Source organism: Pseudotamlana haliotis (assembly GCF_008806375.1).
GTDB classification, from domain to species: Bacteria; Bacteroidota; Bacteroidia; order Flavobacteriales; family Flavobacteriaceae; genus Pseudotamlana; species Pseudotamlana haliotis.
In genome coordinates this window covers 36,590-59,395 of the sequence record NZ_WAAT01000039.1, presented here as the reverse complement: position 1 = coordinate 59,395, position 22,806 = coordinate 36,590, and the positions used below count along the sequence as shown (strand labels likewise).

General features: G+C 35.4%; 24 protein-coding genes and 5 tRNA genes. 3 read left to right on the top strand and 26 right to left on the bottom strand.

Annotated elements, in window-relative coordinates; translation table 11 throughout:
• Positions 1-24: 24 nt before the first annotated feature.
• From rpoB to F6U93_RS07410, 22 genes are all read right to left on the bottom strand, one after another.
• Positions 25-3,837 (bottom strand): DNA-directed RNA polymerase subunit beta, encoded by a 3,813-nt coding sequence (rpoB, locus tag F6U93_RS07515; RefSeq protein WP_150938413.1) that lies wholly within the window; start codon positions 3,835-3,837, stop codon positions 25-27.
• Between the two features lie 124 nt (positions 3,838-3,961).
• Positions 3,962-4,336: a 50S ribosomal protein L7/L12 gene (gene rplL, locus F6U93_RS07510; RefSeq protein WP_150938411.1), complete on the bottom strand. Its 375-nt coding sequence runs from the start codon at positions 4,334-4,336 to the stop codon at positions 3,962-3,964.
• Positions 4,337-4,398: 62 nt separating this feature from the next.
• The gene (gene rplJ / locus F6U93_RS07505) at positions 4,399-4,920 is read right to left on the bottom strand and encodes a 50S ribosomal protein L10 (protein ID WP_150938409.1); all 522 of its coding nucleotides are present in this window, start codon (positions 4,918-4,920) and stop codon (positions 4,399-4,401) included.
• Positions 4,921-4,939: 19 nt separating this feature from the next.
• On the bottom strand, positions 4,940-5,629 hold the full coding sequence (gene rplA / locus F6U93_RS07500; protein WP_150938407.1) for a 50S ribosomal protein L1: 690 nt from the start codon (positions 5,627-5,629) through the stop codon (positions 4,940-4,942).
• 20 nt (positions 5,630-5,649) lie between these two features.
• Entirely contained in the window at positions 5,650-6,087 is a 438-nt protein-coding gene (gene rplK, locus F6U93_RS07495; RefSeq protein WP_150938404.1) for a 50S ribosomal protein L11, read from the bottom strand.
• Positions 6,088-6,159: 72 nt separating this feature from the next.
• The gene (nusG, locus tag F6U93_RS07490; protein WP_150938402.1) at positions 6,160-6,714 is read right to left on the bottom strand and encodes a transcription termination/antitermination protein NusG; all 555 of its coding nucleotides are present in this window, start codon (positions 6,712-6,714) and stop codon (positions 6,160-6,162) included.
• 25 nt (positions 6,715-6,739) lie between these two features.
• Positions 6,740-6,934 carry a preprotein translocase subunit SecE gene (secE, locus tag F6U93_RS07485; RefSeq protein ID WP_150938400.1) on the bottom strand — a complete coding sequence of 65 codons (195 nt, stop codon included), beginning with the start codon at positions 6,932-6,934 and terminating at the stop codon, positions 6,740-6,742.
• 148 nt (positions 6,935-7,082) lie between these two features.
• Positions 7,083-7,155 (bottom strand) — tRNA-Trp (locus tag F6U93_RS07480).
• 68 nt (positions 7,156-7,223) lie between these two features.
• Complete coding sequence (tuf, locus tag F6U93_RS07475) at positions 7,224-8,411, bottom strand: elongation factor Tu (RefSeq protein WP_150938398.1); 1,188 nt, start codon at positions 8,409-8,411, stop codon at positions 7,224-7,226.
• A 70-nt stretch (positions 8,412-8,481) separates the two neighbouring features.
• Positions 8,482-8,553, bottom strand: a tRNA-Thr gene (locus F6U93_RS07470).
• A 147-nt stretch (positions 8,554-8,700) separates the two neighbouring features.
• Positions 8,701-8,773 (bottom strand) — tRNA-Gly (locus F6U93_RS07465).
• A gap of 61 nt (positions 8,774-8,834) precedes the next feature.
• A tRNA-Tyr gene (locus F6U93_RS07460) sits at positions 8,835-8,916 on the bottom strand.
• Positions 8,917-8,991: 75 nt separating this feature from the next.
• Positions 8,992-9,065 (bottom strand) — tRNA-Thr (locus tag F6U93_RS07455).
• Between the two features lie 101 nt (positions 9,066-9,166).
• Positions 9,167-9,469, bottom strand: a complete 303-nt coding sequence (gene hpf / locus F6U93_RS07450) for a ribosome hibernation-promoting factor, HPF/YfiA family (RefSeq protein ID WP_150938396.1) — start codon at positions 9,467-9,469, stop codon at positions 9,167-9,169.
• 123 nt (positions 9,470-9,592) lie between these two features.
• The gene (locus F6U93_RS07445; RefSeq protein ID WP_150938393.1) at positions 9,593-10,483 is read right to left on the bottom strand and encodes a tyrosine-type recombinase/integrase; all 891 of its coding nucleotides are present in this window, start codon (positions 10,481-10,483) and stop codon (positions 9,593-9,595) included.
• A gap of 265 nt (positions 10,484-10,748) precedes the next feature.
• A complete protein-coding gene (gene rpsU / locus F6U93_RS07440) occupies positions 10,749-10,943 on the bottom strand; it encodes a 30S ribosomal protein S21 (RefSeq protein ID WP_150938392.1) in 195 nt (64 codons plus the stop codon).
• An 86-nt stretch (positions 10,944-11,029) separates the two neighbouring features.
• Entirely contained in the window at positions 11,030-12,196 is a 1,167-nt protein-coding gene (locus tag F6U93_RS07435; RefSeq protein WP_150938389.1) for an acyl-CoA dehydrogenase family protein, read from the bottom strand.
• Positions 12,189-13,070, bottom strand: coding sequence for a ComEA family DNA-binding protein (locus tag F6U93_RS07430; RefSeq protein WP_150938387.1), 882 nt, complete (start codon positions 13,068-13,070; stop codon positions 12,189-12,191). Before F6U93_RS07430 ends, F6U93_RS07435 begins: the two co-directional genes overlap by 8 nt.
• A gap of 24 nt (positions 13,071-13,094) precedes the next feature.
• Positions 13,095-14,717: an alanine/glycine:cation symporter family protein gene (locus F6U93_RS07425; protein WP_150938385.1), complete on the bottom strand. Its 1,623-nt coding sequence runs from the start codon at positions 14,715-14,717 to the stop codon at positions 13,095-13,097.
• Between the two features lie 104 nt (positions 14,718-14,821).
• Positions 14,822-15,841 (bottom strand): potassium channel family protein, encoded by a 1,020-nt coding sequence (locus tag F6U93_RS07420; protein WP_150938383.1) that lies wholly within the window; start codon positions 15,839-15,841, stop codon positions 14,822-14,824.
• A gap of 3 nt (positions 15,842-15,844) precedes the next feature.
• Positions 15,845-16,072 (bottom strand): PspC domain-containing protein, encoded by a 228-nt coding sequence (locus F6U93_RS07415; protein WP_150938381.1) that lies wholly within the window; start codon positions 16,070-16,072, stop codon positions 15,845-15,847.
• Positions 16,073-16,107: 35 nt separating this feature from the next.
• Positions 16,108-17,379, bottom strand: a complete 1,272-nt coding sequence (locus tag F6U93_RS07410; RefSeq protein ID WP_150938379.1) for a DUF2851 family protein — start codon at positions 17,377-17,379, stop codon at positions 16,108-16,110.
• Between the two features lie 209 nt (positions 17,380-17,588).
• On the opposite strand from F6U93_RS07410, the gene F6U93_RS07405 reads away from it, so the two are divergent.
• Positions 17,589-17,999 carry a DUF2721 domain-containing protein gene (locus tag F6U93_RS07405; protein ID WP_150938377.1) on the top strand — a complete coding sequence of 137 codons (411 nt, stop codon included), beginning with the start codon at positions 17,589-17,591 and terminating at the stop codon, positions 17,997-17,999.
• A gap of 10 nt (positions 18,000-18,009) precedes the next feature.
• Here the strand turns inward: F6U93_RS07405 and F6U93_RS07400 are convergent, their stop codons facing one another.
• Positions 18,010-19,245 (bottom strand): ABC transporter permease, encoded by a 1,236-nt coding sequence (locus F6U93_RS07400; protein ID WP_150938375.1) that lies wholly within the window; start codon positions 19,243-19,245, stop codon positions 18,010-18,012.
• Positions 19,246-19,253: 8 nt separating this feature from the next.
• On the opposite strand from F6U93_RS07400, the gene F6U93_RS07395 reads away from it, so the two are divergent.
• Positions 19,254-20,510 carry an exo-beta-N-acetylmuramidase NamZ family protein gene (locus tag F6U93_RS07395; RefSeq protein ID WP_150938373.1) on the top strand — a complete coding sequence of 419 codons (1,257 nt, stop codon included), beginning with the start codon at positions 19,254-19,256 and terminating at the stop codon, positions 20,508-20,510.
• 1 nt (position 20,511) lies between these two features.
• On the opposite strand, the gene F6U93_RS07390 is transcribed toward F6U93_RS07395, so the two are convergent.
• From F6U93_RS07390 to F6U93_RS07380, 3 genes are all read right to left on the bottom strand, one after another.
• Complete coding sequence (locus F6U93_RS07390) at positions 20,512-20,937, bottom strand: type II toxin-antitoxin system VapC family toxin (RefSeq protein WP_150938371.1); 426 nt, start codon at positions 20,935-20,937, stop codon at positions 20,512-20,514.
• Positions 20,938-21,189, bottom strand: coding sequence for a DUF6364 family protein (locus tag F6U93_RS07385; protein ID WP_150938369.1), 252 nt, complete (start codon positions 21,187-21,189; stop codon positions 20,938-20,940).
• A gap of 85 nt (positions 21,190-21,274) precedes the next feature.
• Positions 21,275-21,766, bottom strand: coding sequence for a YkgJ family cysteine cluster protein (locus F6U93_RS07380; RefSeq protein ID WP_150938367.1), 492 nt, complete (start codon positions 21,764-21,766; stop codon positions 21,275-21,277).
• 256 nt (positions 21,767-22,022) lie between these two features.
• Here F6U93_RS07380 and F6U93_RS07375 point away from each other — a divergent pair, with 256 nt between their 5' ends.
• Positions 22,023-22,727, top strand: a complete 705-nt coding sequence (locus tag F6U93_RS07375) for a class I SAM-dependent methyltransferase (RefSeq protein WP_150938365.1) — start codon at positions 22,023-22,025, stop codon at positions 22,725-22,727.
• Positions 22,728-22,806 lie beyond the last annotated feature (79 nt).

The window sequence follows — 22,806 nt, the reverse complement described above, 5'->3', positions numbered from 1 at the left end:
GTTGAAATGAATTTAATTAATTAACTACTCTTCTAATCTGATGTCTAGACCTAAACCTTTCAATTCGTGCATAAGTACGTTGAATGATTCTGGTAATCCTGGATCTGGCATTGGTTCACCTTTTACGATAGCTTCGTAAGTTTTAGCTCTACCAATAACATCATCAGATTTTACAGTTAAAATCTCACGTAAGGTACTTGATGCGCCATAAGCCTCAAGTGCCCAAACTTCCATCTCACCAAAACGCTGACCACCAAACTGTGCTTTACCACCTAATGGTTGTTGCGTAATTAATGAGTAAGGTCCAATAGAACGTGCGTGCATTTTATCATCAACCATGTGTCCTAGTTTCAGCATGTAAATCACACCAACTGTTGCTGGTTGATCGAAACGCTGACCTGTTCCACCATCGTAAAGATACGTATGACCATATCTTGGAATTCCAGCTTCATCTGTAAATTCATTAATTTGATCAATTGAAGCACCATCAAAGATTGGTGTTGCGTATTTACGTCCTAATTTTTGTCCGGCCCAACCTAATACCGTTTCATAAATCTGCCCGATGTTCATACGCGATGGTACACCAAGTGGATTAAGTACGATATCAACAGGCGTTCCGTCTTCTAAGAATGGCATATCTTCTTGACGAACAATTCTAGCAACAATACCTTTGTTACCGTGACGTCCTGCCATTTTATCACCTACTTTAAGTTTACGTTTCTTAGCGATATAAACTTTAGCTAATTTAATAATACCTGCTGGTAACTCATCACCTACAGAGATTGTAAACTTCTCACGACGTAAAGAACCTTGTAAATCGTTCTCTTTAATCTTGTAGTTGTGAATTAAATCAGCCACTAATTGATTAGTATGATCATCTGTTGTCCATTTTCCAGACACTAAATGCGCATAATCATCAACAGCATTTAACATTTTAAGTGTAAACTTTTTACCTTTTGGTAAAACTTCTTCTCCTAAATCATTAAAGATACCTTGAGCTGTTTTTCCGTTTACAATGTTGAAAAGTTTATCAACTAAAATATCTTTTAATTCATCAAACTTTCTATCGTACTGAGCCTCTAAAGCAAGAATATCATCTTTATCTTGAGCTCTCTTACGTTTATCTTTTACGGCTCTTGCGAATAATTTCTTCTCGATAACAACACCATTCAATGAAGGTGAAGCTTTTAAAGAAGCATCTTTCACATCTCCAGCTTTATCACCAAAGATCGCACGTAATAATTTTTCTTCAGGAGTTGGATCAGACTCTCCTTTTGGAGTAATCTTACCAATAAGAATATCACCAGGCTTAACCTCGGCACCAACGCGAATCATACCATTTTCATCTAAGTCTTTAGTAGCCTCTTCAGAAACGTTAGGGATATCGTTAGTTAATTCTTCATTTCCTAATTTAGTATCTCTTACTTCAAGAGAGTACTCATCAATATGGATAGAAGTGAATATATCTTCACGAACTACTTTTTCAGAAATTACAATCGCATCCTCAAAGTTATACCCTTTCCAAGGCATAAAGGCTACTTTCATATTTCTACCTAAAGCTAATTCTCCTTTTTGTGTAGCATACCCTTCACATAAAACTTGACCTTTAGAAACTTTATCACCTTTAACAACAATTGGTTTTAGGTTGATAGATGTCCCTTGGTTAGTTTTTCTGTATTTTACTAATTGGTATGTTTTAACATCACTATCAAAACTTACTTTAGCTTCATCTTCGGTACGCTCGTATCTAATTTGTATTTCTTTAGCATCAACGTAAAGTACTTCTCCTTCTCCTTCAGCATTAATTAACACTCTAGAATCAGTAGCCACTTGACGCTCTAAACCAGTTCCTACAATTGGTGCATCAACTCTTAATAATGGTACCGCTTGACGCATCATGTTTGATCCCATCAAGGCACGGTTCGCATCATCATGCTCTAAGAACGGAATTAAAGAAGCAGAAATTGAAGAAATTTGATTTGGAGCAACATCTGTATAATGTAATGCACCTGGATCAATTACTGGGAAGTCACCTTCCATTCTTGCAATAACCTTATCATGAAGAATTTTTCCATCGTCATCAACTTTAACAGTTGCTTGAGCGATTAATTTTTCTTCCTCTTCTTCAGCACTTAAATAAGTTGGTTCATTTTTAATATCAACAACACCATCAGTAACTTTTCTATAAGGTGTTTCAATGAATCCCATTGGGTTAACTTTTGCGTAAACAGAAAGTGAAGAAATTAAACCAATATTTGGTCCCTCTGGTGTTTCAATAGGACATAAACGTCCGTAGTGTGTGTAGTGAACATCACGAACCTCGAATCCTGCACGCTCTCTTGATAAACCTCCAGGTCCAAGAGCTGATAAACGACGCTTATGCGTAATTTCAGCTAGTGGATTGGTTTGATCCATAAATTGAGATAACTGGTTTGTCCCAAAGAAAGAATTAATTACCGACGATAAAGTCTTAGCATTAATTAAATCAATAGGAGTAAACACCTCATTATCACGAACGTTCATACGTTCACGAATGGTACGCGCCATACGTGCTAAACCAACACCAAATTGAGAAGATAATTGCTCACCAACGGTACGTACACGACGGTTAGATAAGTGATCAATATCATCAATCTCAGCTTTAGAGTTGATAAGCTCGATTAAATATTTAATAATGGTAATGATATCTTCTTTGGTAAGCACTTGCTTATCCATTCCTATATCAAGACCTAATTTTTTGTTCATTCTATAACGTCCAACTTCTCCTAAAGAGTAACGTTGGTCACTAAAGAATAATTTATCAATAATACCACGTGCTGTTTCCTCATCTGGCGGCTCAGCATTACGTAGTTGTCTGTAGATATGTTCAACAGCCTCTTTTTCAGAGTTTGTTGGATCCTTTTGAAGTGTGTTATGAATAATAGCATAATCACCTTGCTCAGTACTTTCTTTATGTAAAAGAATAGTCTTCACATCAGCATCAAGAATCTCTTCTATATTTTCTTTATCAAGAATTGTATCACGATCAAGCACAATTTCATTACGCTCAATAGATACAACCTCTCCCGTATCTTCATCAACAAAATCCTCATGCCATGTATTTAATACACGGGCAGCTAATTTTCTTCCTAAGTATTTTTTTAATCCTGTTTTTGAAACTTTAGCTTCTTCGGCTAAGTCAAAAATCTCTAAAATGTCTTTATCACGCTCAAAACCAATGGCACGGAAAAGCGTAGTAACAGGTAATTTTTTCTTTCTATCGATGTACGCATACATCACTTGGTTGATATCTGTAGCGAATTCAATCCAAGATCCTTTGAATGGTATAACTCTGGCTGAATATAATTTGGTTCCGTTGGCGTGAAAAGATTGGCCAAAGAAAACCCCTGGTGAACGGTGTAATTGAGATACTACAACACGCTCTGCACCATTAATACAAAAAGTTCCAGAAGGCGTCATGTAAGGAATAGTTCCTAAGTACACATCTTGAACAATGGTTTCGAAATCTTCATGTTCAGGGTCTGTACAATATAACTTTAACCTAGCCTTTAGCGGAACGCTGTAAGTAAGTCCTCTTTCAATACACTCTTCAATAGCATATCTTGGTGGATCTACAAAGTAATCTAAAAATTCTAAAACGAATTGATTACGAGAATCTGTAATTGGAAAGTTTTCCATGAAGGTATTATAAAGACCTTCATCACCTCTTTCCTCTGATTTAGTTTCTAACTGGAAAAAATCCTGGAAGGATTTAATCTGAATATCCAAGAAGTCTGGATATTCCGTTCTATTAATTATAGAAGAGAAATTTAATCTTTCAGCTTGTGTTGATAACATCAATGGACGGAATTTTGATTAAAAAAAAATAATAGTAGCGTATGTAAACGTTATATACGCAAAATGGTTTAGGTCTTGAAGAACGCCTTCAGACCTAAACCGTTAAATGTTTGAGATGTTAAGCTTACTTAAGCTCTACCTCTGCTCCAGCCTCTTCTAATTGAGCTTTAAGAGCTTCAGCTTCGTCTTTAGAAACTGCTTCTTTGATTGGGCTTGGTGCGTCATCAACTAAACCTTTAGCCTCTTTTAATCCTAAACCAGTTAATTCTTTAACTAATTTTACAACTGCTAATTTAGATCCACCAGCTGCTTTTAAGATTACATCAAATTCAGTTTGAGCTTCTTCAGCTTCTCCACCTGCAGCAGGACCAGCAACAGCAACTGCAGCAGCAGCAGCAGGCTCGATACCATACTCATCTTTTAATATAGTTGCTAACTCGTTTACTTCTTTTACAGTAAGGTTAACTAATTGTTCTGCGAAATCTTTTAAATCTGCCATTTTTCTATCGTTTTAATGATTTTGTAATAATATAATTGTAATAAAGTGCGTACTATTTAAGACTATCCTTCTTTTTCAGATAGTGTTTTTATAAGTCCAGCTATTGTACTTCCTCCTGATTTAAGAGCCGATACAACGTTTTTAGCAGGCGATTGTAATAATCCAACAATCTCTCCAATTAACTCTTCCTTAGACTTGATATCAACTAACATGTCTAATTGTTCGTCACCGATGTAAACAGCTTCCTCAATAAAAGCACCTTTTAATAAAGGCTTCTCTGATTTTTTACGGAAGTTTTTAATCAACTTAGCTGGTACGTTACCTGTCTCAGAATACATCACAGATGTATTTCCTTTAAGTACTGAAGGTAAATCTCCAAAATCTCTATCTGAAGCCTCCATTGCTTTTGCAAGTAATGTATTTTTAACAACTGCCATTTGTACGTTTGCTTTAAAAGCAGCACGACGTAAATTTGAGGTAGTATCAGCGTTTAATCCAGAAATATCAGTTAAGTAGATATTTGCGTTATTAGCTAATTCTGCAGTTAATTCCTCAATTACCAATGATTTTTCTTCTCTTGTCATAATAAAAGTTTTAACTTAATTAACCAATTTTAGAATCAACAGCGATACTTGGGCTCATTGTAGAAGACATAAAAATGCTTTTTACATAAACACCTTTTGCAGTTGTTGGTTTTAATTTCAATAATGTTTGTAATAATTCATTTGCATTATCTGCAATTTTATCAGCACTGAAAGATGCTTTACCGATAGCAGCGTGTACAATACCAGTTTTATCAACTTTAAAGTCAATTTTACCAGCTTTTACTTCTGATACAGCTTTTGCAACATCCATTGTTACTGTTCCTGTCTTTGGGTTAGGCATTAAACCACGAGGACCTAATACACGTCCTAAAGGACCTAATTTACCCATAACGCTAGGCATAGTAATAATAACATCAACGTCTGTCCAACCACTCTTGATTTTATCAAGGTACTCATCTAAACCTACATAATCAGCACCCGCTTCTTTAGCTTCTGCTTCTTTGTCTGGTGTTACTAATGCTAATACTTTTACGTCTTTACCAGTACCGTGAGGAAGAGATACCACACCTCTTACCATTTGATTTGCTTTACGAGGATCTACTCCTAAACGTACAGCTAAGTCTACTGACGCATCAAATTTTGTATTGGTAACTTCTTTAATTAAGGCTGATGCATCTTCTAATGAATATACTCTTCCTTTTTCAATTTTCGCTAAAGCTTCTTTTTGCTTTTTTGTTAATCTTGCCATTTTGTAATGTCTTTAATAGATTAAGAAGGAAATGTTCCTGTTACAGTGATTCCCATCGATCTTGCTGTACCTGCAATCATTTTCATAGCTGACTCAATTGTAAATGCATTTAAATCTACCATTTTGTCTTCTGCTATAGTCTTGATTTGGTCCCAAGATACTTTAGCTACTTTTTTTCGGTTTGGCTCTCCAGAACCCTTTTTCAACTTGGCAGCTTCTAATAATTGAACTGCCGCTGGTGGTGTCTTAATTACAAAGTCAAATGATTTGTCTTTGTAAACAGAAATCACAACTGGTAATACTTTACCAGCCTTGTCTTGTGTTCTAGCATTGAATTGCTTACAGAACTCCATGATGTTAACACCTGCAGCTCCTAAAGCGGGTCCAACCGGTGGCGACGGATTCGCAGCACCTCCCCGAACTTGTAACTTAACTACTTTACCTAATTCTTTTGCCATTTTTAATAATTTAATTTTGGTGTTATCTCTCTTTTGGAAGCGAAAGACTCACCTATCTTAATTGTAACACTATTATACTTTTTCAACTTGCATATAACTTAACTCTAATGGTGTTTTTCTTCCGAAAATCTTAACCATCACTTCAAGTTTACGCTTCTCTTCGTTAATTTTCTCAATCGTTCCATCAAATCCATTGAAAGGACCATCGATAACTTTAACGGTTTCACCTTTTGTATAAGGAATCGCTACATTAGCAGTTTCCTCAACAGAAAGCTCATCTACTTTACCTAACATTCTGTTTACTTCAGATTGTCTTAATGGCACAGGATCACCTCCTTTAGTTTCACCTAAAAATCCAATTACATTGGTAACCGATCTAATAATGTGCGGTACTTCACCAGTTAAATTGGCTTGAACCATAATATATCCAGGAAAAAACACTTTTTCCTTATGAATTTTTTTTCCGTTACGAATTTGAACAACACGTTCTGTAGGCACTAATACTTGATCAACATAATCTTGCATACCTAAACGAGCAATTTCGTTTTCGATATAACTTTTAATTTTGTTCTCTTGACCACTTACTGCACGAACAACGTACCATTTTTTATCACTTACTTCAGACATAAAATATTCTTTTTTCTGTTTAGTCTTAACGAATCAAATCAAAGTAAGTTGCAATCACCTTGCTAAATACAGTATCAACACCCCAAATAGCAAGTGAAAATATAATTGAAAATACAGCAACTAAAATAGTTAAACTCTGTCCTTCAGCCCAAGTTGGCCAAGTCACATTATTCTTTAGTTCTCCGAATGATTCCTTTATATAATTTACAAATCCAGCCATTGTTGTTTCTTTTTAATCTAATTGATACAAGTATCCATTTTAATTTTTAACAGGCAATCCTATTATTTACTTGTCGTGAGTACCACTTATGCCATCACGTTTATCCAAATGATGAGAAACAGTTATAAAAACCATTTCTCATTTTTTGCACGGGCGGAGAGACTCGAACTCCCGACACCTGGTTTTGGAGACCAGTGCTCTACCAACTGAGCTACGCCCGTAAACATAAGTCAAGGTATTCCAAAAAAGGAATACCTTAGCTTATTATTTTGATTCAACTAATTATTAATTAGTCTAAAATTTCAGTTACCTGACCTGCACCAACTGTTCTACCACCTTCACGGATAGCGAAACGTAAACCTACGTTCATTGCAATCGTGTTGATTAATTCAACAGTGATAGTTAAGTTATCTCCAGGCATAACCATTTCAACTCCATCAGGAAGTTGGATGTTTCCTGTTACGTCAGTTGTACGTACGTAGAACTGTGGACGGTAGTTGTTGTGGAATGGAGTGTGACGTCCACCTTCTTCTTTCTTAAGGATATAAACCTCAGCTTTAAATTTAGCGTGAGGAGTTACAGAACCAGGCTTAACGATTACCATACCTCTTGAGATTTGAGATTTCTCAATACCTCTTAATAAGATACCAGCGTTATCACCAGCTTCACCTCTATCTAAAATTTGACGGAACATTTCAATACCAGTAATAGTAGAAGTTAATTTCTCAGCTCCCATACCAACGATATCTACAGGGTCACCTGTTTGAGCAACACCAGTTTCAATACGACCAGTTGCAACAGTACCACGACCAGTAATAGAGAATACATCTTCGATAGGCATTAAGAAAGGCTTATCCATATCACGTACAGGCTCTTCAATCCACTCATCACAAGCATTCATTAATTCCATTACAGTATCTACCCATTTTTGCTCACCGTTAAGTGCACCTAAAGCAGAACCAGAAATTACAGGACCATTATCTCCATCGTACTCGTAGAAAGATAATAAATCTCTAACTTCCATATCAACAAGCTCTAAAAGCTCTTCATCATCCACCATATCAACTTTGTTTAAGAAAACAACGATACGAGGAATACCTACTTGACGACCTAATAAGATGTGCTCACGAGTTTGTGGCATAGGACCATCAGTAGCAGCTACCACTAAGATTGCACCATCCATTTGAGCAGCACCAGTAACCATGTTCTTTACGTAATCGGCGTGACCTGGACAGTCAACGTGCGCGTAGTGACGATTTTCTGTTTGATACTCAACGTGTGAAGTATTAATTGTAATACCTCTTTCTTTTTCTTCTGGAGCGTTATCGATAGTATCGAAATCTCTTGATTCTGATAAACCTGCATCAGCTAATACTTTAGTAATAGCAGCAGTTAAAGTTGTTTTACCGTGATCTACGTGTCCAATTGTACCAATATTTAAGTGTGGTTTTGAACGATCGAAAGTTGCCTTTGCCATGTTTTTAAAAAAATTTAATCTTAGTTATATAATAATATTAGTGTATTCTAATTTTTTAATCTAAATATAGAGCCAATGACGAGATTTGAACTCGTGACCTCTTCCTTACCAAGGAAACGCTCTACCCCTGAGCTACACCGGCGTAAAGTTTTTATTTCCTATTTTCTCAAAAAACCTTAAAAAGGTTATTCTAAAAAAAGAGCTTCCTGCCTTCGCAGGAATTTAGAGCGAGAGACCGGGTTTACTTCGTCTACGCTCAGCATAAACTTCTCTCCCGTTTCTCACTTAGAGCGAGAGACCGGGTTCGAACCGGCGACATTCAGCTTGGAAGGCTGACGCTCTACCAACTGAGCTACTCTCGCATTTCGATAAGCTTTACACTTATCAGGTTTCAATATTTTAAAGAATCTTAAAAAAAGTTTGTGGGGAGAGCAGGATTCGAACCTGCGAAGACGTAGTCAGCAGATTTACAGTCTGCCCTCGTTGGCCGCTTGAGTATCTCCCCAATTAACTTATTTCATTTCTTTTAAAGAACGTTCTCAAATCTTATTTTGAGATTTCTGCTTTTGCAGAAAATTTGAGCCGATGGAGGGACTCGAACCCACGACCTGCTGATTACAAATCAGCTGCTCTAGCCAGCTGAGCTACATCGGCTTTTCTGCTTTTTTTACATATAAAAAAAGCCCGCTATTTCTAACGGACTGCAAATGTATAGTTTTTTTATATTATTCAAAACATTTTTTTGATAATTTTTATCATAAATATGCTCTTAACTTTTCTTTTTTCTTTTTTAGTTGTCTTTCTAAGGATGCAACTGCCATATCTGTGCCTTCTTCAAAGCTTTTACATTGCTTTTTAACAATAAGACTATCACCGGGAACACTTACTTTAACTTCGAATATTTTATTTTCTTTATCACTAGTATTTTCAACTTTCAAAAAAACGTCTGACTTGATAACCTTGTCATAATACAAATCTAATTTATCCATACGCTTTTGGATAAACGTTAATAATTTTTCATCTGCATTAAAATTTACGGATTGCGTGTTTACTTTCATCTGTTTACTTTTAATTTAACAAACAGCTACAACGCCATAAGTTTTGGATAATTTTACTTCAAATCAATATATTATTCAAAACCTTTGACGTATTAACTATTTTAGATTAGACAATATGTGAAATTATTTTTTACTTCGTGGATGTGCATTTATATGTACTTTTTTAAGTTCGGCTATACTGTTATGCGTGTAAACTTGGGTAGCAGCCAAACTTGAATGTCCTAGAAGTTCTTTAACAGCATTTAAATCGGCACCTTGGTTTAACAAATGTGTAGCAAAAGAGTGCCTTAATATATGTGGACTCTTCTTTACTTTTGAAGATGCCGAACTAAAATAATCATTTATTATCCGGTAAACAAGAGTTTCATATATTTTAACGCCTTTTTTTGTCAAAAATAGAAATTGCTTATCGGTGATGTCTTCTAGCTCATGCCTTACTTCTAAATAACGTTTTAGACTTTGTACTACTGAATCTAACAACGGCACTATACGTTCCTTATTACGTTTCCCTAATACTTTTAACGTTTTATTATGCAAATCGACACTGGTTAACTTAAGCTCCACAAGTTCGATACGCCGAATACCCGTAGAGTAGAAAATTTCAATGATGAGTTTATTGCGTATACTTTCAAAATCATCACCAAAATTTAAATCATCTAAAACGGTTTTGACTTCGGCTTCTGAAAAAGGCACCTGTACTTTTTTACTTGTTTTTAAAGCTTTGTGTTTGGCTAAGGGATTTTGCTCAATATCACCAACCTTCAGTAAGAACTTATAATAGGTATTTAAAGCAGAGATTTTTCGATTGATGCTTCTATTCGATATGCCGTCTTCTACCAAAAGCACAATCCACGACCTTATTTGCGAATAATTAACGGTATTAATTGAAGGACTATCGAAAGTTTCTGCTATAAATTCAGAAAAACGGGTTAAGTCATTATAATAAGCCTTAACCGTTAATGCGGAGTAGTTTTTTTCAAGTAATAAATAATCTGTGAATGATTTGAAATCCATCTGAAGTTTCTCTATAAAATTATAGCAAAGGATTAAAGTTAACTTATTATTTAATGAAGCACAAGTTTATTAACACCAATTACAACCTAAAATGAGCCCTATAATTTGTTTCTATTAAACTCATATTTCAATATATTCCAAATTATCTAGGACGCCTTTTAAATCATAATTGATATAACTCACCAAATGTTTTTCCCCTCCAACCTCAAACAAAAAAATCCCGCATGAAGCGGGATTTGTATCTATTTTTAGAACTCAAAATAATTTAGATGTTCTCAGCATCTCTTAGTCCTTGGACGTATTGTGCTTTTTGAATCTGCGCTCTACGTAAAACAGAGGGCTTATCAAACTGCTTACGCGTTTGTAGCGCACGTCTTGCTCCAGTTCTATCGAACTTTCTTTTAAAACGCTTTAACGCTCTCTCTATATTTTCTCCTTCTTTTATTGGAATTACTAACATAGTGTCTTAACCTCCTCTCTTTTAGAATTTTCAGGCTGCAAATATAGAAATATTTCTAAATTCAGCAGCAAAAAATAAAAAATATTTTATGTCGCTGGTTTATAGGCCTTTTTGTCAATAATAATTTTAGATAAAATCTCTCTTAAAATCTCTGAAGTCCCTCCTCCAATAGGCCCTAAACGGCTATCACGTAATAGTCTTGCTAAAGGATAATCCTCCATATAACCATAGCCTCCTAAAAATTGCAGACATTGGTAAATAACATCATCGGCTACTTTAGTGGATTTTAGTTTTGACATAGTCGCTTCTTTCACCACATATTCGCTTTGGTCTAAACGGTAGGCCACTGAATAATTAAAGGCTTTACAGAATTCAACTTCAGTAGCTAAATCGGCAACCTTATGCCTCAAAGCTTGAAACTGATCAATAGACTTACCGAAAGCCTTACGGTCACTCATATATTGTAAGCTGTAATCAAGAGCAAATTCTGCACGAGCGTGGGCATTAACCCCCATGATTAAGCGCTCTAATGAAAAATGCTGCATAATATATGGAAAACCTTTTCCTTCTTCACCCATAAGGTTTTCAGCTGGAATCTTTACATTATCAAAAGCCAACTCTGCAGTATCAGAGGCTCTCCAGCCTAACTTATCGAGTTTGCTAGCTGAAATACCTGGAGTATCTCTATCTACAACAAAAATACTAATGCCTTTACCTCCAGCTTCAGGGTTCGTTTTAGCAGCTACAATGAGGTAGTCACTAAAAACACCGTTGGTAATAAAAGTCTTAGACCCATTAATAATGTAACTATTACCATTTTTAACGGCTGTTGTTCGCATGCCCGCCACATCACTTCCGCCGAAAGGCTCAGTAATACAAAGGCAACCTATTTTATCACCTGAAATACTAGGCGCTAAATATTGTTGTTTAATCGCTTCACTGCCTTCAGCATTCAAGTGCGTCATGGCTAAATAAGCATGAGCCCAAATAGCAGCAGCAAAACCACCAGAATTTACTTTTTGAAGTTCTTCAAGAAGAATAATAGTATAAAACAAATCTAAGTCCATACCACCATAAGCCTCCGGGTATTTAATCCCTAAAAAGCCCATTTCTCCAAATTTCTTCCAAATAAATCTTTCGATTTCTCCGGATTGCTCCCATTTATCAATATGCGGAACAACCTCTTTTTGTAAAAAATCTTGAAGGCTCTTTCTGAAGAGGTTATGCTCTTCTGTGAAGTACAAATTATTCATCTATATTTTTTTCGAGCTGCAAATATAATTCAATTATCTTGATTTTATTTACAGGGAAGTCCTTTACTTTCAATAATTCATTAAAGGTTTTATAGCCACTTCTTAATTGACGTTGTTCAATAATATGATGCGCTAAATCGTAATCAATATGAGGTATGGTCACTAAATCACTTACTGTGGCCCGATTTAAATCGATTTTCTGAACAGTATTAGCGTTTTTTACTGTAAACTCACGCGTAATACGTTGAATGACTTCTGGTGATAATCCATAAACCTCTTCAAGCTGTACATCGGCAATGAAACCGCCCACAAAAGTATTTCTAAATTTCACAATACGACCTGAAAGCACCTTCCCTACACCATTTATTTGCTGAAGTTGTTTTGCCGTAGCGGTATTCAAATCCTGTTTATCTCGGAAGGATTTCGTGCTCTTCACCTTTGAATAAGCTAACTGTTTTGACTTTTTCTTTTCACGCACCCAATCTGGAAACTTGAAATTTGGAGACAACACTGAAAGCAACGAATCAGACACCCCAGTCACTTTTTGAAATTCTTCGGAAGAATTCACCCACTTATTTTTACTTCTAAAGGCTAATAATCTATCAATTTCTTCATTCCCCATACCTAAAACAGCACCTTTAAAGTCATCAATATAATTAGGATTGAAAGGTTTTGGTGTGTTTTTATTCTGAAGTTCGGCCAGACGCAAAGAATCGATTTGCTTTTCTAAAGTATTGAATGCTTTGCTTTGCATATGAATTTCTTCCGAAGGCAAATCGACAAAAAAATAAAGCAATTGACAGGCTACAATGAGTATAAGCAATAAAAAAATCCCATTCCGCTGGTTTTTAGAAAACGTGAAATGGGATTTCATATTATTTATTTTAATCTGTTAAAACTATAAGTGCTTGGTAAGGTCTTCTGCTCCTTCATCTAAAGCTTCTTCTTTAACATTAATGGCTTTTAAATATCTACGCAATTCTTTTCTAATGACTGGTGACAAAATAACCACACCTATAATATTAGGTACAACCATAGCAAAAATCATCGCATCAGAGAAATCTATAACAGCACCTAAACTGATAGAAGCTCCTACCACAACGAAGAATAAGAATAATATTTTATAAATTAAATCACTTAATTTTCCTTTCCCGAATAAAAACACCCAACCTTGCATACCATAGTATGACCATGAAATCATGGTTGAAAAGGCAAACAAAATTACAGCAATAGTTAGCACTACTGAGAAATGTGGAATCACCGTATCAAAAGCTATAGCTGTTAACTCTACCCCTTCGGTAATAGGCACACCGTAGTCCATAAAACCACCATCAAAATTTGTAATCACAATGACTAATGCGGTCATGGTACAAATCACAACAGTATCTACAAAAGGTTCTAAAAGCGCTACAATACCTTCACTCGCCGCGTATTTTGTACGCACAGCAGAGTGTGCAATAGCAGCACTACCTACGCCTGCTTCGTTAGAAAAGGCTCCACGTCTAATCCCTTGAATCATCACGCCTACAAGTCCACCAGCAATTCCTAAACCAGAAAAAGCACCTTCATAAATTAAGGCAAAAGCATCATCGATTAAGGTCCAGTTAGCTCCTAAAATAATTAAAGAAGCCAAAACATATATTCCTGCCATAAAAGGCACAACTTTTTCGGTTACCGATGCAATTCTTTTAATCCCTCCAATAATAACTACAGCAACAAGAACAGCCATAACCATCCCGAAATACATACCGGCATTTTCATTTTCAAAGTTAAATAGTTTGGTAAACTGTGCAGCTGCTTGGTTGGCTTGAAACATATTACCTCCACCAAAAGATCCACCAATTACAAAAATGGCAAAAAGTACAGCAAGCACTTTGCCAAAACCTCCCATACCTTTTTCCTTAAAGCCTTTAGTCAAGTAGTACATTGGACCACCATAAACAGTCCCATCTTCACCAACATCTCTATATTTTACTCCTAAAGTACACTCTGCAAATTTAGACGCCATACCTAGCAACCCTGCCACAATCATCCAAAATGTAGCTCCGGGACCACCTATAGACAACGCAACAGCAACTCCAGCAATATTTCCTAAACCTACTGTTGCAGATAAGGCAGCTGTTAAAGCTTGGAAATGTGAAACTTCACCGTGCGCACTATCATCTCTAAGGGTTTCAATAATATTAGCGTCTTCATTAGGTGTAGAATCACCATATAAAGTATCGGCACCATGTTTTTCAATGTCTTCATATTTTCCTTGTACCACTTTTATAGCCTTACCGAATCCTGTAAAGTTTATAAATTTAAAGTAAAAGGTGAAAAATATTGCCCCTCCCATCAAAACGATTAAAACCCAAGGAATTTGATAGGTTTCAGAAAATGGAATTTCATAAAATATAGCCTCTACAAACCAACCCGTGTATTCTTTAAAAATACGGTCTATTTGTTGAGAGGTTGATTCTTGAGAAAAAATTAAAATTGGAGTTAACAGGGTAAGAATTGAAAGAAGATATTTCCTCATAAGTTAGTAATTATTACTTTTTTTGTTGATTTGGTTCTAAAAGCTAGCAAGATGCTAAAAAAAATCGGTTTTTTAAAACTCAGGCTGTTAAAAATAATAAACCTCTAATCTAAACCAAATATAGAATTTAAAACTGCTATCTGTTCTGGACGCCCTAAAAAGATAACTTTTGAGTTTGGCACCAAAACCAAATCGGCTTCAGGGTTTACAAGGTATTCTCCCTTTTCGTTTTTAAAACCTATAACCGTGCAACCGGTTTTTTGTCTGATATCTAAATCTTTTATGGTTTTTAAACTTCCAGTATCATAGAGATCTTCTACTGCAACTTCTTCAACATTAATATCTGAACTCCCAACAATAGATAAGTTATCTATAAACTCTACTAAACCAGGAACCACAACCAAAGACGCCATATGATCACCGCCAATTTTATCTGGTAAAATCACACTATCAGCTCCTGCAAATTTCAACTTATCATAAGAAGATTCATGTGATGCCCGGCTCACTATGTTAATAGTGCTGTTTAATTGTCTAGCCGATAGTACCACAAATAAATTATCAGCATCGTTGGGCAAAGCAGAAATAAAACTAGAGGCTCTATCAACACCGGCTTGCTTTAAAATATCATCCTCGTTGGCATTACCAATCACATAAGGTACATCATCCATTTGCAAACGGTCTTCCAGTTCTTTATTTTTTTCAATAACAACAAAGGGTTTCTTATAAGCTTTGAGTTTCTTAGCGGCTTGCTTTCCATTTCGGCCATACCCACAAATAACGACATGGTCATTAAAACTATCTATCATTTTTTGCATCCTTTTTTGTTTAAGTTCTTCAACATCATTTTTACTTAAAATATACTCGGTAATTATAGAGAGGGCGTACCCGACAATCACTACGCTGGCGAATATTAAAAATATGGTAAAGATTTTAGATTCTGCATCTAGCGGAACCACCTCACTAAACCCTACAGTAGTCATGGTTATGACCGTCATATACAAGGCATCAATCCAGGTGTAATCTGAAATATATCGAAACCCAAAGACGCCAATCAAAATGATTATGAGCAGTAAAACTAAGGCTTTGTATATCCTGATTCTAAAAAACCGACCAACTAAATTCATAGGCTATAAATCAAAAACAGATGAGCGTTTTGTGTACACCAAATCTTTAATTCTTATCCAGAAAGCTAAAAATAAATACAAGGCGAAACCAAAACCAAGCGTTACAAAAGTAAGGTACATAAAAGATGTACGTACTACTTTAGCTCGAATTCCAAATTTATCGGCAATACGCTGGCACACATAGTAACCGCGTTTTTGAAAAAACAATAAAAGTTTATAAATATTGTCCATGCCGCAATTTAAGACTTCCTGTAAAGCTTTAAAAGCTATTTATTTAAAAGTTGATTGCCCACGGCACATTTAAGGCAAGCGTTGACATCACAATAATTGGTTTTTAACTGAATTATGGCTTGTGAATCCATTGCTGAATTAGCCACCTTTTTTAAATTATTAAAACCTTTAACTACCGAATTATTTTCAGCCGAGATTTTATGAGCTAAATCAATAAGATCTGAGGAGACATCTCTACCCCTTTGTTTGGCGTATAAAAATTTGATGGGCAATATGGTATTTATAAGTAATAAATCGATGAAAGGTTTTGTTAACGCTTTCGCGGAAGGCTTTGACGTTTTTTGAAAGGTGTAATGGGTTTTCCAAAAGGCTGAAGTTTCAACACGGAACAGGTCATAAAAATAATCAAGATCATCGGAAGCTATTATTTTTGAAAACAAATTGTGATGTTCGGCATACAAACTCGCCAATTGTGATAAGCGGATGGTAGGAAAGTTTGGTGGACGCAACCTAAAGAATTGCAAAGGCAGCACATGTATATTGTTTAGCTTAAATTTTTGCCTTAAAAACTGATAGTCCTTTTTCAGTTTTAAATAATATGCCGCTTCAATGGTATCTACTAAAAGTCCTGCTTGCCCAAAAAACAAAGCTTCCAAACCCGTTTGCTTACTTTGTGTTTTTCTCACTATAGAAAAATCAATTGACTCTGCTAAACTAAAAAAAGCTTCACCATTGACTTTGAGTCCGAAATTTTTAGCCAGCATTTTAAACAAAACCGCTTCCCAATCATTTTTTGAAGCTTCCAAAAGATTTTCTATCATCTTAGATTTCCGCTCTAAGCGTTCAAAAAACAGACGTTCTAACCAATTATTTAGAATAAAATCGTCAATTGAAGCAAAATCTTTTTCACAGTTAATCCACTTTTTTCCTTTTGTAAACAGCGATTTATAATTATGGAAGACATCGGGTTTCATGTAATCTTTCAGCTCTAAGGTTGGAATCACGGCACCATCCCTTCTATAGATATCGGTATCATGCTCCCAAACCACATGAAGAATCACATTATCATAAGCAGGGTCTTGTTCGTGGTTGTGTACATACCAATCTGAAGCATTGACATGAATCTCAACATTACCCGCCCAAAGCTGTTCATCAATTTTTAGCTTGGCATTAAAAAAATCGGGGCCTGAATTAAAATTATGCTGTCCCACCGATTGGATTAAAACAGCTTCACCGCTAGTAGTTTTTAAATGTCCTATCTCAAACTTTTTATATTTCCAGAGGTAATGTAGAAAATCTTCCTTCATAAAATAAAGATATAAAATTCCTACAAAATATTTCTCAATTAAAGTAGCATATTCTGCTAGTCACGAACTAATACTATTTCAACCCTATAATATCGTCTGTAATTTGTTTCTTTTTCTCCCATATTTCAATAAAAAATAATTCAAATTAAGAATACGGCATTATACACTTAAATTGGTATAACTTCCTAAATTTGTAAAAAATATAATTTATGCACGGACTTGATTTATCTACCCCAGCACTTCTATTTTCAGCAATTTCCTTAATTATGCTGGCTTACACTAACCGTTTTTTAGCCTATGCGGCTGTGGTTAGAGATTTACATGATAAATATCTTAAGAATCCTGACGAGCGCTACATCAAGCAAATAAAAAATATAAAAAAACGCCTTTACCTGACACGCTCTATGCAAATTGCTGGTATTTCAAGTTTATTGCTTTGTGTGCTTACTATGTTTTTAATCTATATTGAACAGTTCACCGTAGCGGTTTGGGTCTTTGGTTTTGCCTTGGTTTTATTAATAATTTCTTTAGGCCTTTTAATTATGGAGATTCAAATTTCTGTAAAAGCACTAGAGCATCATATTAGCGATATTGAAAAGGTAAGTGATATTGAAAAATAACAACCGTAATTTATCGAAAACGCATGGCTTTCACCGGAGATATTTTAGTAATAATATAAGAAGGTAATAGAAGCATGAGTAAACAAAGCACTAGCGTGCCAATGTTTAGCACCAGAATATAGCCTAGACTAATATAAACAGGCGCTTCGGTCACATAATACACACTCGGGTCTAGAGGTAGTAATTTCAAATATTTTTGAGCAAATAGGAGTCCGAGACCAATAACATTTCCCCAAACTAATCCTAAAAGAATTAAATAAGAAGCGTTATATAAAAACAGTTTACGAACGCTCCAGTTATTACTTCCCAAGGCTTTTAAAAGTCCGATCATTTGTGTACGCTCCAATATGAGTACCAGCAATGCCGTAATCATATTAATACCGGCAATAAGAATCATAATGCCAATGATGCCATAAATATTTTTATCGAAAATTTTAATCCATTCAAAAACCGACACGTAGCGTTCTGTAATACTTTCGGTATTTAAGGTAGGTGGTGTATTCTCGTAAATTTCAACCGTTTTAGATTGTAGCTTATTATAGTCCTCTAAAAACACTTCAAAATTTCCAATTTGGTCTTTTTCCCACCGATTTATACGCTGTAAATGGCGTAAATCTCCTAAAATATAGCGGGCATCGAGTTCTTGAAACCCTGAATTATAAATACCTACAATTTTATAATTGATAATATTGGGCATCTTTTCGGTATCTTCCTTAGCAAAAACCATTTGCATGGTATCGCCTACATCAAAATGCAGCCTGTTTGCTAAATAAGAGGAAATTAAAATATCTTCGTTTCGCTTGCCTGTATAATCAGGAAGACGTCCAGCAACTAAAAAGTCATTAAAATAGCTCCAATCATAATCGGCTCCTACACCTTTTAAATAAGCGGCTTCAAAATCGTCTTCGGTACGTATCACACCAAATTTAGCCGCCACCCCTTGAATGTGCTTAACCCCTTCAACGAAATTAAATTCTGGATAAAAATCTACCTTATTAGAAATGGGCTTAATACTTTCGTGGGAGTTGTTACTATCGAAATTAGAAATGGTCACGTGCCCATTAAAGGCCACCACCTTATCTCGAATTTTCTGCTGTAAACCAATTCCAGTAGCAATAGCAATCATCATAACTATAATTCCAATAGCAATTGCAGCGATACCAATTTTTATTATTGGCGCCGATATACTACTTTTATACGCTTTACTACCAATAATGCGTTTAGCTAGAAAAAATTCGTAATTCAATTTATCTTATGGGGTTTAATATTTTCAAAAATACAGTTTTATTATTTGTTTTGGTAAACATTTCTTGTGCGGGTGATGTAAAAGCAAAAAATGGAGATAATTCTAACGGTATCCAGGTTCAGGAAAGCGCTAATGCTAACAAGAAAAAAGCAAACTCTAAAGACATCATTATTGGTGCCAATCAAACCGAAGACTATTTACCCTTATTAGAAGGTAAGCGTATTGGCATTGTCGCTAATCAAACCTCGGTGATCTTCAAAAGTAACCAAACTTACACCCACCTAGTTGATTCTTTAGTTTCCTTAGAGGTTGATATAAAAAGTGTTTTCGCTCCAGAGCACGGCTTTAGAGGCCAGGCAGACGCAGGTGAAGTGGTCAAAGACGGCATAGACACCAAAACTAAGCTACCTATTATTTCCCTTTACGGAAAAAACAAGAAGCCTTCCGCAGAACAACTTGAAGGCATTGACTTGATTGTTTTTGACATACAAGATGTGGGTGCACGTTTTTACACCTATATTTCATCTTTGCATTATGTTATGGAAGCCTGCGCAGAACAAAATATTCCTGTGCTAATTTTAGACCGACCGAACCCGAATGGTAGTTATACAGACGGTCCTATTTTAGAAAAAGCCAATCAAAGTTTTGTGGGCATGCACCCTATTCCTGTGGTTCATGGTATGACCATTGGCGAATACGCTAAAATGATTAATGGTGAAAAATGGTTAAAAAACGGCTTACAATGTGAACTTACTGTGATTTCTAACAAAAACTACAAGCGTGACTTGCCATACAGCTTAGCCATAAAACCGAGTCCGAATTTACCAAATGACCAATCGATTAAACTTTACCCAAGTTTATGCTTTTTTGAAGGCACGAATGTCAATGCTGGTCGAGGCACCGAGAAACAATTTCAAGTTTTTGGGAGTCCGTTTTTAAACAAAACACTATTCAAATACCAATATACACCGGTAGCCAATGCAGGTGCTAAATACCCAAAACATCAAAATAAATTATGCTTCGGAAAAGATTTATCTGGAGTTGAAGCACCTAACTATCTTAACCTCGAATGGCTTATTGAAGCTTACCAAAATACGGTTAGTAAAAAAGATTTTTTCAATAACTTTTTTATAAAACTGGCAGGAACTTCAAAATTACAAGAACAGATTGAAGCCGGCTTAGATGCTGAAACTATTCGAGCTTCTTGGAAAGATGGTTTGGAAGGTTTTGAAGTCATTCGTAGTAAGTATTTATTGTACCCTTGAATTACACATTACTAGACCTTCCTTTCAGATAGGTTTCAGGTGTTAAAACAGCGAGTTCACTCCTTTTAAAATCTTTTAGATTCCTTGTTAGAATAATCGATATTTGACCATATTCTATAGCTGAAAAATTCTGTAAGGCATCTTCAAAATCTTTAAACTCTGAATTCAGGGCATTCACCACTGCATTCTTATCCATTTTCACAATATCAATAAAATTAAGAAGCTGTTTAAGTTTTTCAACTATAATTGAATGACTCGCGGTTTTCCTAAGTAGATAATAAATATTTGAAATGATTACTGGAGTAGTAAACCCTTCTATGTCTTTTTCAGCACAAAGATTCAATACTCTTGCTGAATGTTCTGCAAACGGTTTTCTGTCATAAAAGAAATCAAGCAGTACATCGGTATCAATTAAAACTTTATCCATTTATGAATATTTTTTTTCTAATCGATTCTTAAGCTCCTTTTTATAATCCAAATTCTTAGGCATTTTAAAAGAACCTTTTAAAGATTCCACCGCAGGGTTTAACTTCATATTTACCGTGTCGTGGTCTACTTTAGTAAGCATTTTCAAATAACTCTCAATAATATCAGAAAGACTACGGTTTTTGTCCTTCGCGTAGCTTTTCGCCCTTTCAATGATTTCTTTTTCTATCGTCAAAGTCAACTTGGTGTTCATAATACTTAGCTTATATACACAAAGTTACAAAATTACACGTGTAATTTTACAAAAATTAACACGTATCGTAAAAAGAATTCGAATTCTACTTAATCCGTTTCTTCATTTCCTCAACAATATTAAAGGCTGCAGGGCAAATGGCAACATTTTTTAAGGTTAGATTAGAAATCTGTTGAAACTTTTTTCTATCGGTGTGTGGAAATTCGCGACAGGCCTTTGGACGAACGTCATAAATCGAACAATAATTATCGGCACCTAAAAATGTACAGGGTACAGACTGCAAGACATAATCATTTTCCTCATCAATACGTAGATACTGACTAATAAACTGCTGCGGTTTTAACCTAAAGAATTTAGCAATACGCTCAATATCTTTATCGGTAAACAATGGCCCTGTGGTTTTACAGCAATTGGCACATTCCAAGCAATCGGTGCGCTCAAACTCTTCTTCATGTAATTCCTGCATGATGTAGTCTAAGTTTTTGGGTGGTTTCTTTCTAAGCTTCGCGAAAAACTTTTTGCTCTCGTTATGCTTTTCTGCGGCCTGCTTTGGAAGGTTTTTTATTAGGTCTTGCATGGTACAAAAATAGGACTTTTGGAATTATTATTGATTATTGCTGTGAACCTCTATAAATAATGTTCTCGACTCTGCTCGAACACCGGTATATTTATAGCTTCTTTACGGTCTTCGAGCGGAGTCGAGAAATATCTAACTTCTAATATTAGAATTGATTATTGATGATATAAATTTTTCACTTTTAATTTTTAATTTTTCATTCTTAACGCTCCACCTTTGCGACTCTACGTATCTTTGCGTAATAAAAATAAGAGTTATGAAAGACCTTTTCGGGATGGCTTTACAAGATTACCAAAACGGTAATTACACTGAAGACCTCATCACATCAACCAATATTTCTGATGAAGACAGCTTGCCACTGCCCTACTTGTTTCGCGAGTTTAAAGACATGCCCAAGTTAGAGCAGAAGGCCTTAAAGCTAACCAAAGGACTAGTTTTAGATGTGGGTTCGGGTGCTGGTTCTCATAGTTTATATCTACAGAAAAAAGGTTTTAATGTAAAAGCCATCGATGTCTCGGAAGGCGCTATTGATGTTGCAAAAAAACGTGGCGTGAAACATACCGCATTACATAGCCTATTGGACGAAACGGAAACTTTCGATACCATATTGCTTTTAATGAATGGTACTGGTATTTTTCAAGAAACCTCTCAAATATCTACTCACTTAAAGCATTTAAAAGGTTTATTAAATTCAAACGGACAAATTTTAATCGATTCATCAGACATCAAATACATGTATGAAGATGAAGATGGCGGCTATTGGATGGACATGAATGCAGGCTATTATGGTGAACTCGATTACTTTCTATCTTATAAAGGAGAAAAAGAAGAGGCTATGAAATGGCTGTATTTAGACCTAGACACTTTGAATTTAGCTTGTGAAACTGTGGGGTTAAATTGTGAACTTATTCAAGAAGGTGAACATTTTGATTATTTGGCACGGCTTACCGTAGCTTCTTAATTTAATCTTGAAGTATAAAAACAGCTTATCATCTTATAACAAGCTATGAAAAAAGGCGCTTTACAAAAGCGCCTTCTAA

Bases quoted from the DNA above. Each gene is read 5' to 3' on its own strand.
- rpoB (WP_150938413.1), bottom strand. From the start codon at position 3,837: ATGTTATCAACACAAGCTGAAAGATTAAATTTCTCTTCTATAATTAAT.
- rplL (WP_150938411.1), bottom strand. From the start codon at position 4,336: ATGGCAGATTTAAAAGATTTCGCAGAACAATTAGTTAACCTTACTGTA.
- rplJ (WP_150938409.1), bottom strand. From the start codon at position 4,920: ATGACAAGAGAAGAAAAATCATTGGTAATTGAGGAATTAACTGCAGAA.
- rplA (WP_150938407.1), bottom strand. From the start codon at position 5,629: ATGGCAAGATTAACAAAAAAGCAAAAAGAAGCTTTAGCGAAAATTGAA.
- rplK (WP_150938404.1), bottom strand. From the start codon at position 6,087: ATGGCAAAAGAATTAGGTAAAGTAGTTAAGTTACAAGTTCGGGGAGGT.
- nusG (WP_150938402.1), bottom strand. From the start codon at position 6,714: ATGTCTGAAGTAAGTGATAAAAAATGGTACGTTGTTCGTGCAGTAAGT.
- secE (WP_150938400.1), bottom strand. From the start codon at position 6,934: ATGGCTGGATTTGTAAATTATATAAAGGAATCATTCGGAGAACTAAAG.
- tuf (WP_150938398.1), bottom strand. From the start codon at position 8,411: ATGGCAAAGGCAACTTTCGATCGTTCAAAACCACACTTAAATATTGGT.
- hpf (WP_150938396.1), bottom strand. From the start codon at position 9,469: ATGAAAGTAAACACGCAATCCGTAAATTTTAATGCAGATGAAAAATTA.
- F6U93_RS07445 (WP_150938393.1), bottom strand. From the start codon at position 10,483: ATGGATTTCAAATCATTCACAGATTATTTATTACTTGAAAAAAACTAC.
- rpsU (WP_150938392.1), bottom strand. From the start codon at position 10,943: ATGTTAGTAATTCCAATAAAAGAAGGAGAAAATATAGAGAGAGCGTTA.
- F6U93_RS07435 (WP_150938389.1), bottom strand. From the start codon at position 12,196: ATGAATAATTTGTACTTCACAGAAGAGCATAACCTCTTCAGAAAGAGC.
- F6U93_RS07430 (WP_150938387.1), bottom strand. From the start codon at position 13,070: ATGAAATCCCATTTCACGTTTTCTAAAAACCAGCGGAATGGGATTTTT.
- F6U93_RS07425 (WP_150938385.1), bottom strand. From the start codon at position 14,717: ATGAGGAAATATCTTCTTTCAATTCTTACCCTGTTAACTCCAATTTTA.
- F6U93_RS07420 (WP_150938383.1), bottom strand. From the start codon at position 15,841: ATGAATTTAGTTGGTCGGTTTTTTAGAATCAGGATATACAAAGCCTTA.
- F6U93_RS07415 (WP_150938381.1), bottom strand. From the start codon at position 16,072: ATGGACAATATTTATAAACTTTTATTGTTTTTTCAAAAACGCGGTTAC.
- F6U93_RS07410 (WP_150938379.1), bottom strand. From the start codon at position 17,379: ATGAAGGAAGATTTTCTACATTACCTCTGGAAATATAAAAAGTTTGAG.
- F6U93_RS07405 (WP_150938377.1), top strand. From the start codon at position 17,589: ATGCACGGACTTGATTTATCTACCCCAGCACTTCTATTTTCAGCAATT.
- F6U93_RS07395 (WP_150938373.1), top strand. From the start codon at position 19,254: ATGGGGTTTAATATTTTCAAAAATACAGTTTTATTATTTGTTTTGGTA.
- F6U93_RS07390 (WP_150938371.1), bottom strand. From the start codon at position 20,937: ATGGATAAAGTTTTAATTGATACCGATGTACTGCTTGATTTCTTTTAT.
- F6U93_RS07385 (WP_150938369.1), bottom strand. From the start codon at position 21,189: ATGAACACCAAGTTGACTTTGACGATAGAAAAAGAAATCATTGAAAGG.
- F6U93_RS07380 (WP_150938367.1), bottom strand. From the start codon at position 21,766: ATGCAAGACCTAATAAAAAACCTTCCAAAGCAGGCCGCAGAAAAGCAT.
- F6U93_RS07375 (WP_150938365.1), top strand. From the start codon at position 22,023: ATGAAAGACCTTTTCGGGATGGCTTTACAAGATTACCAAAACGGTAAT.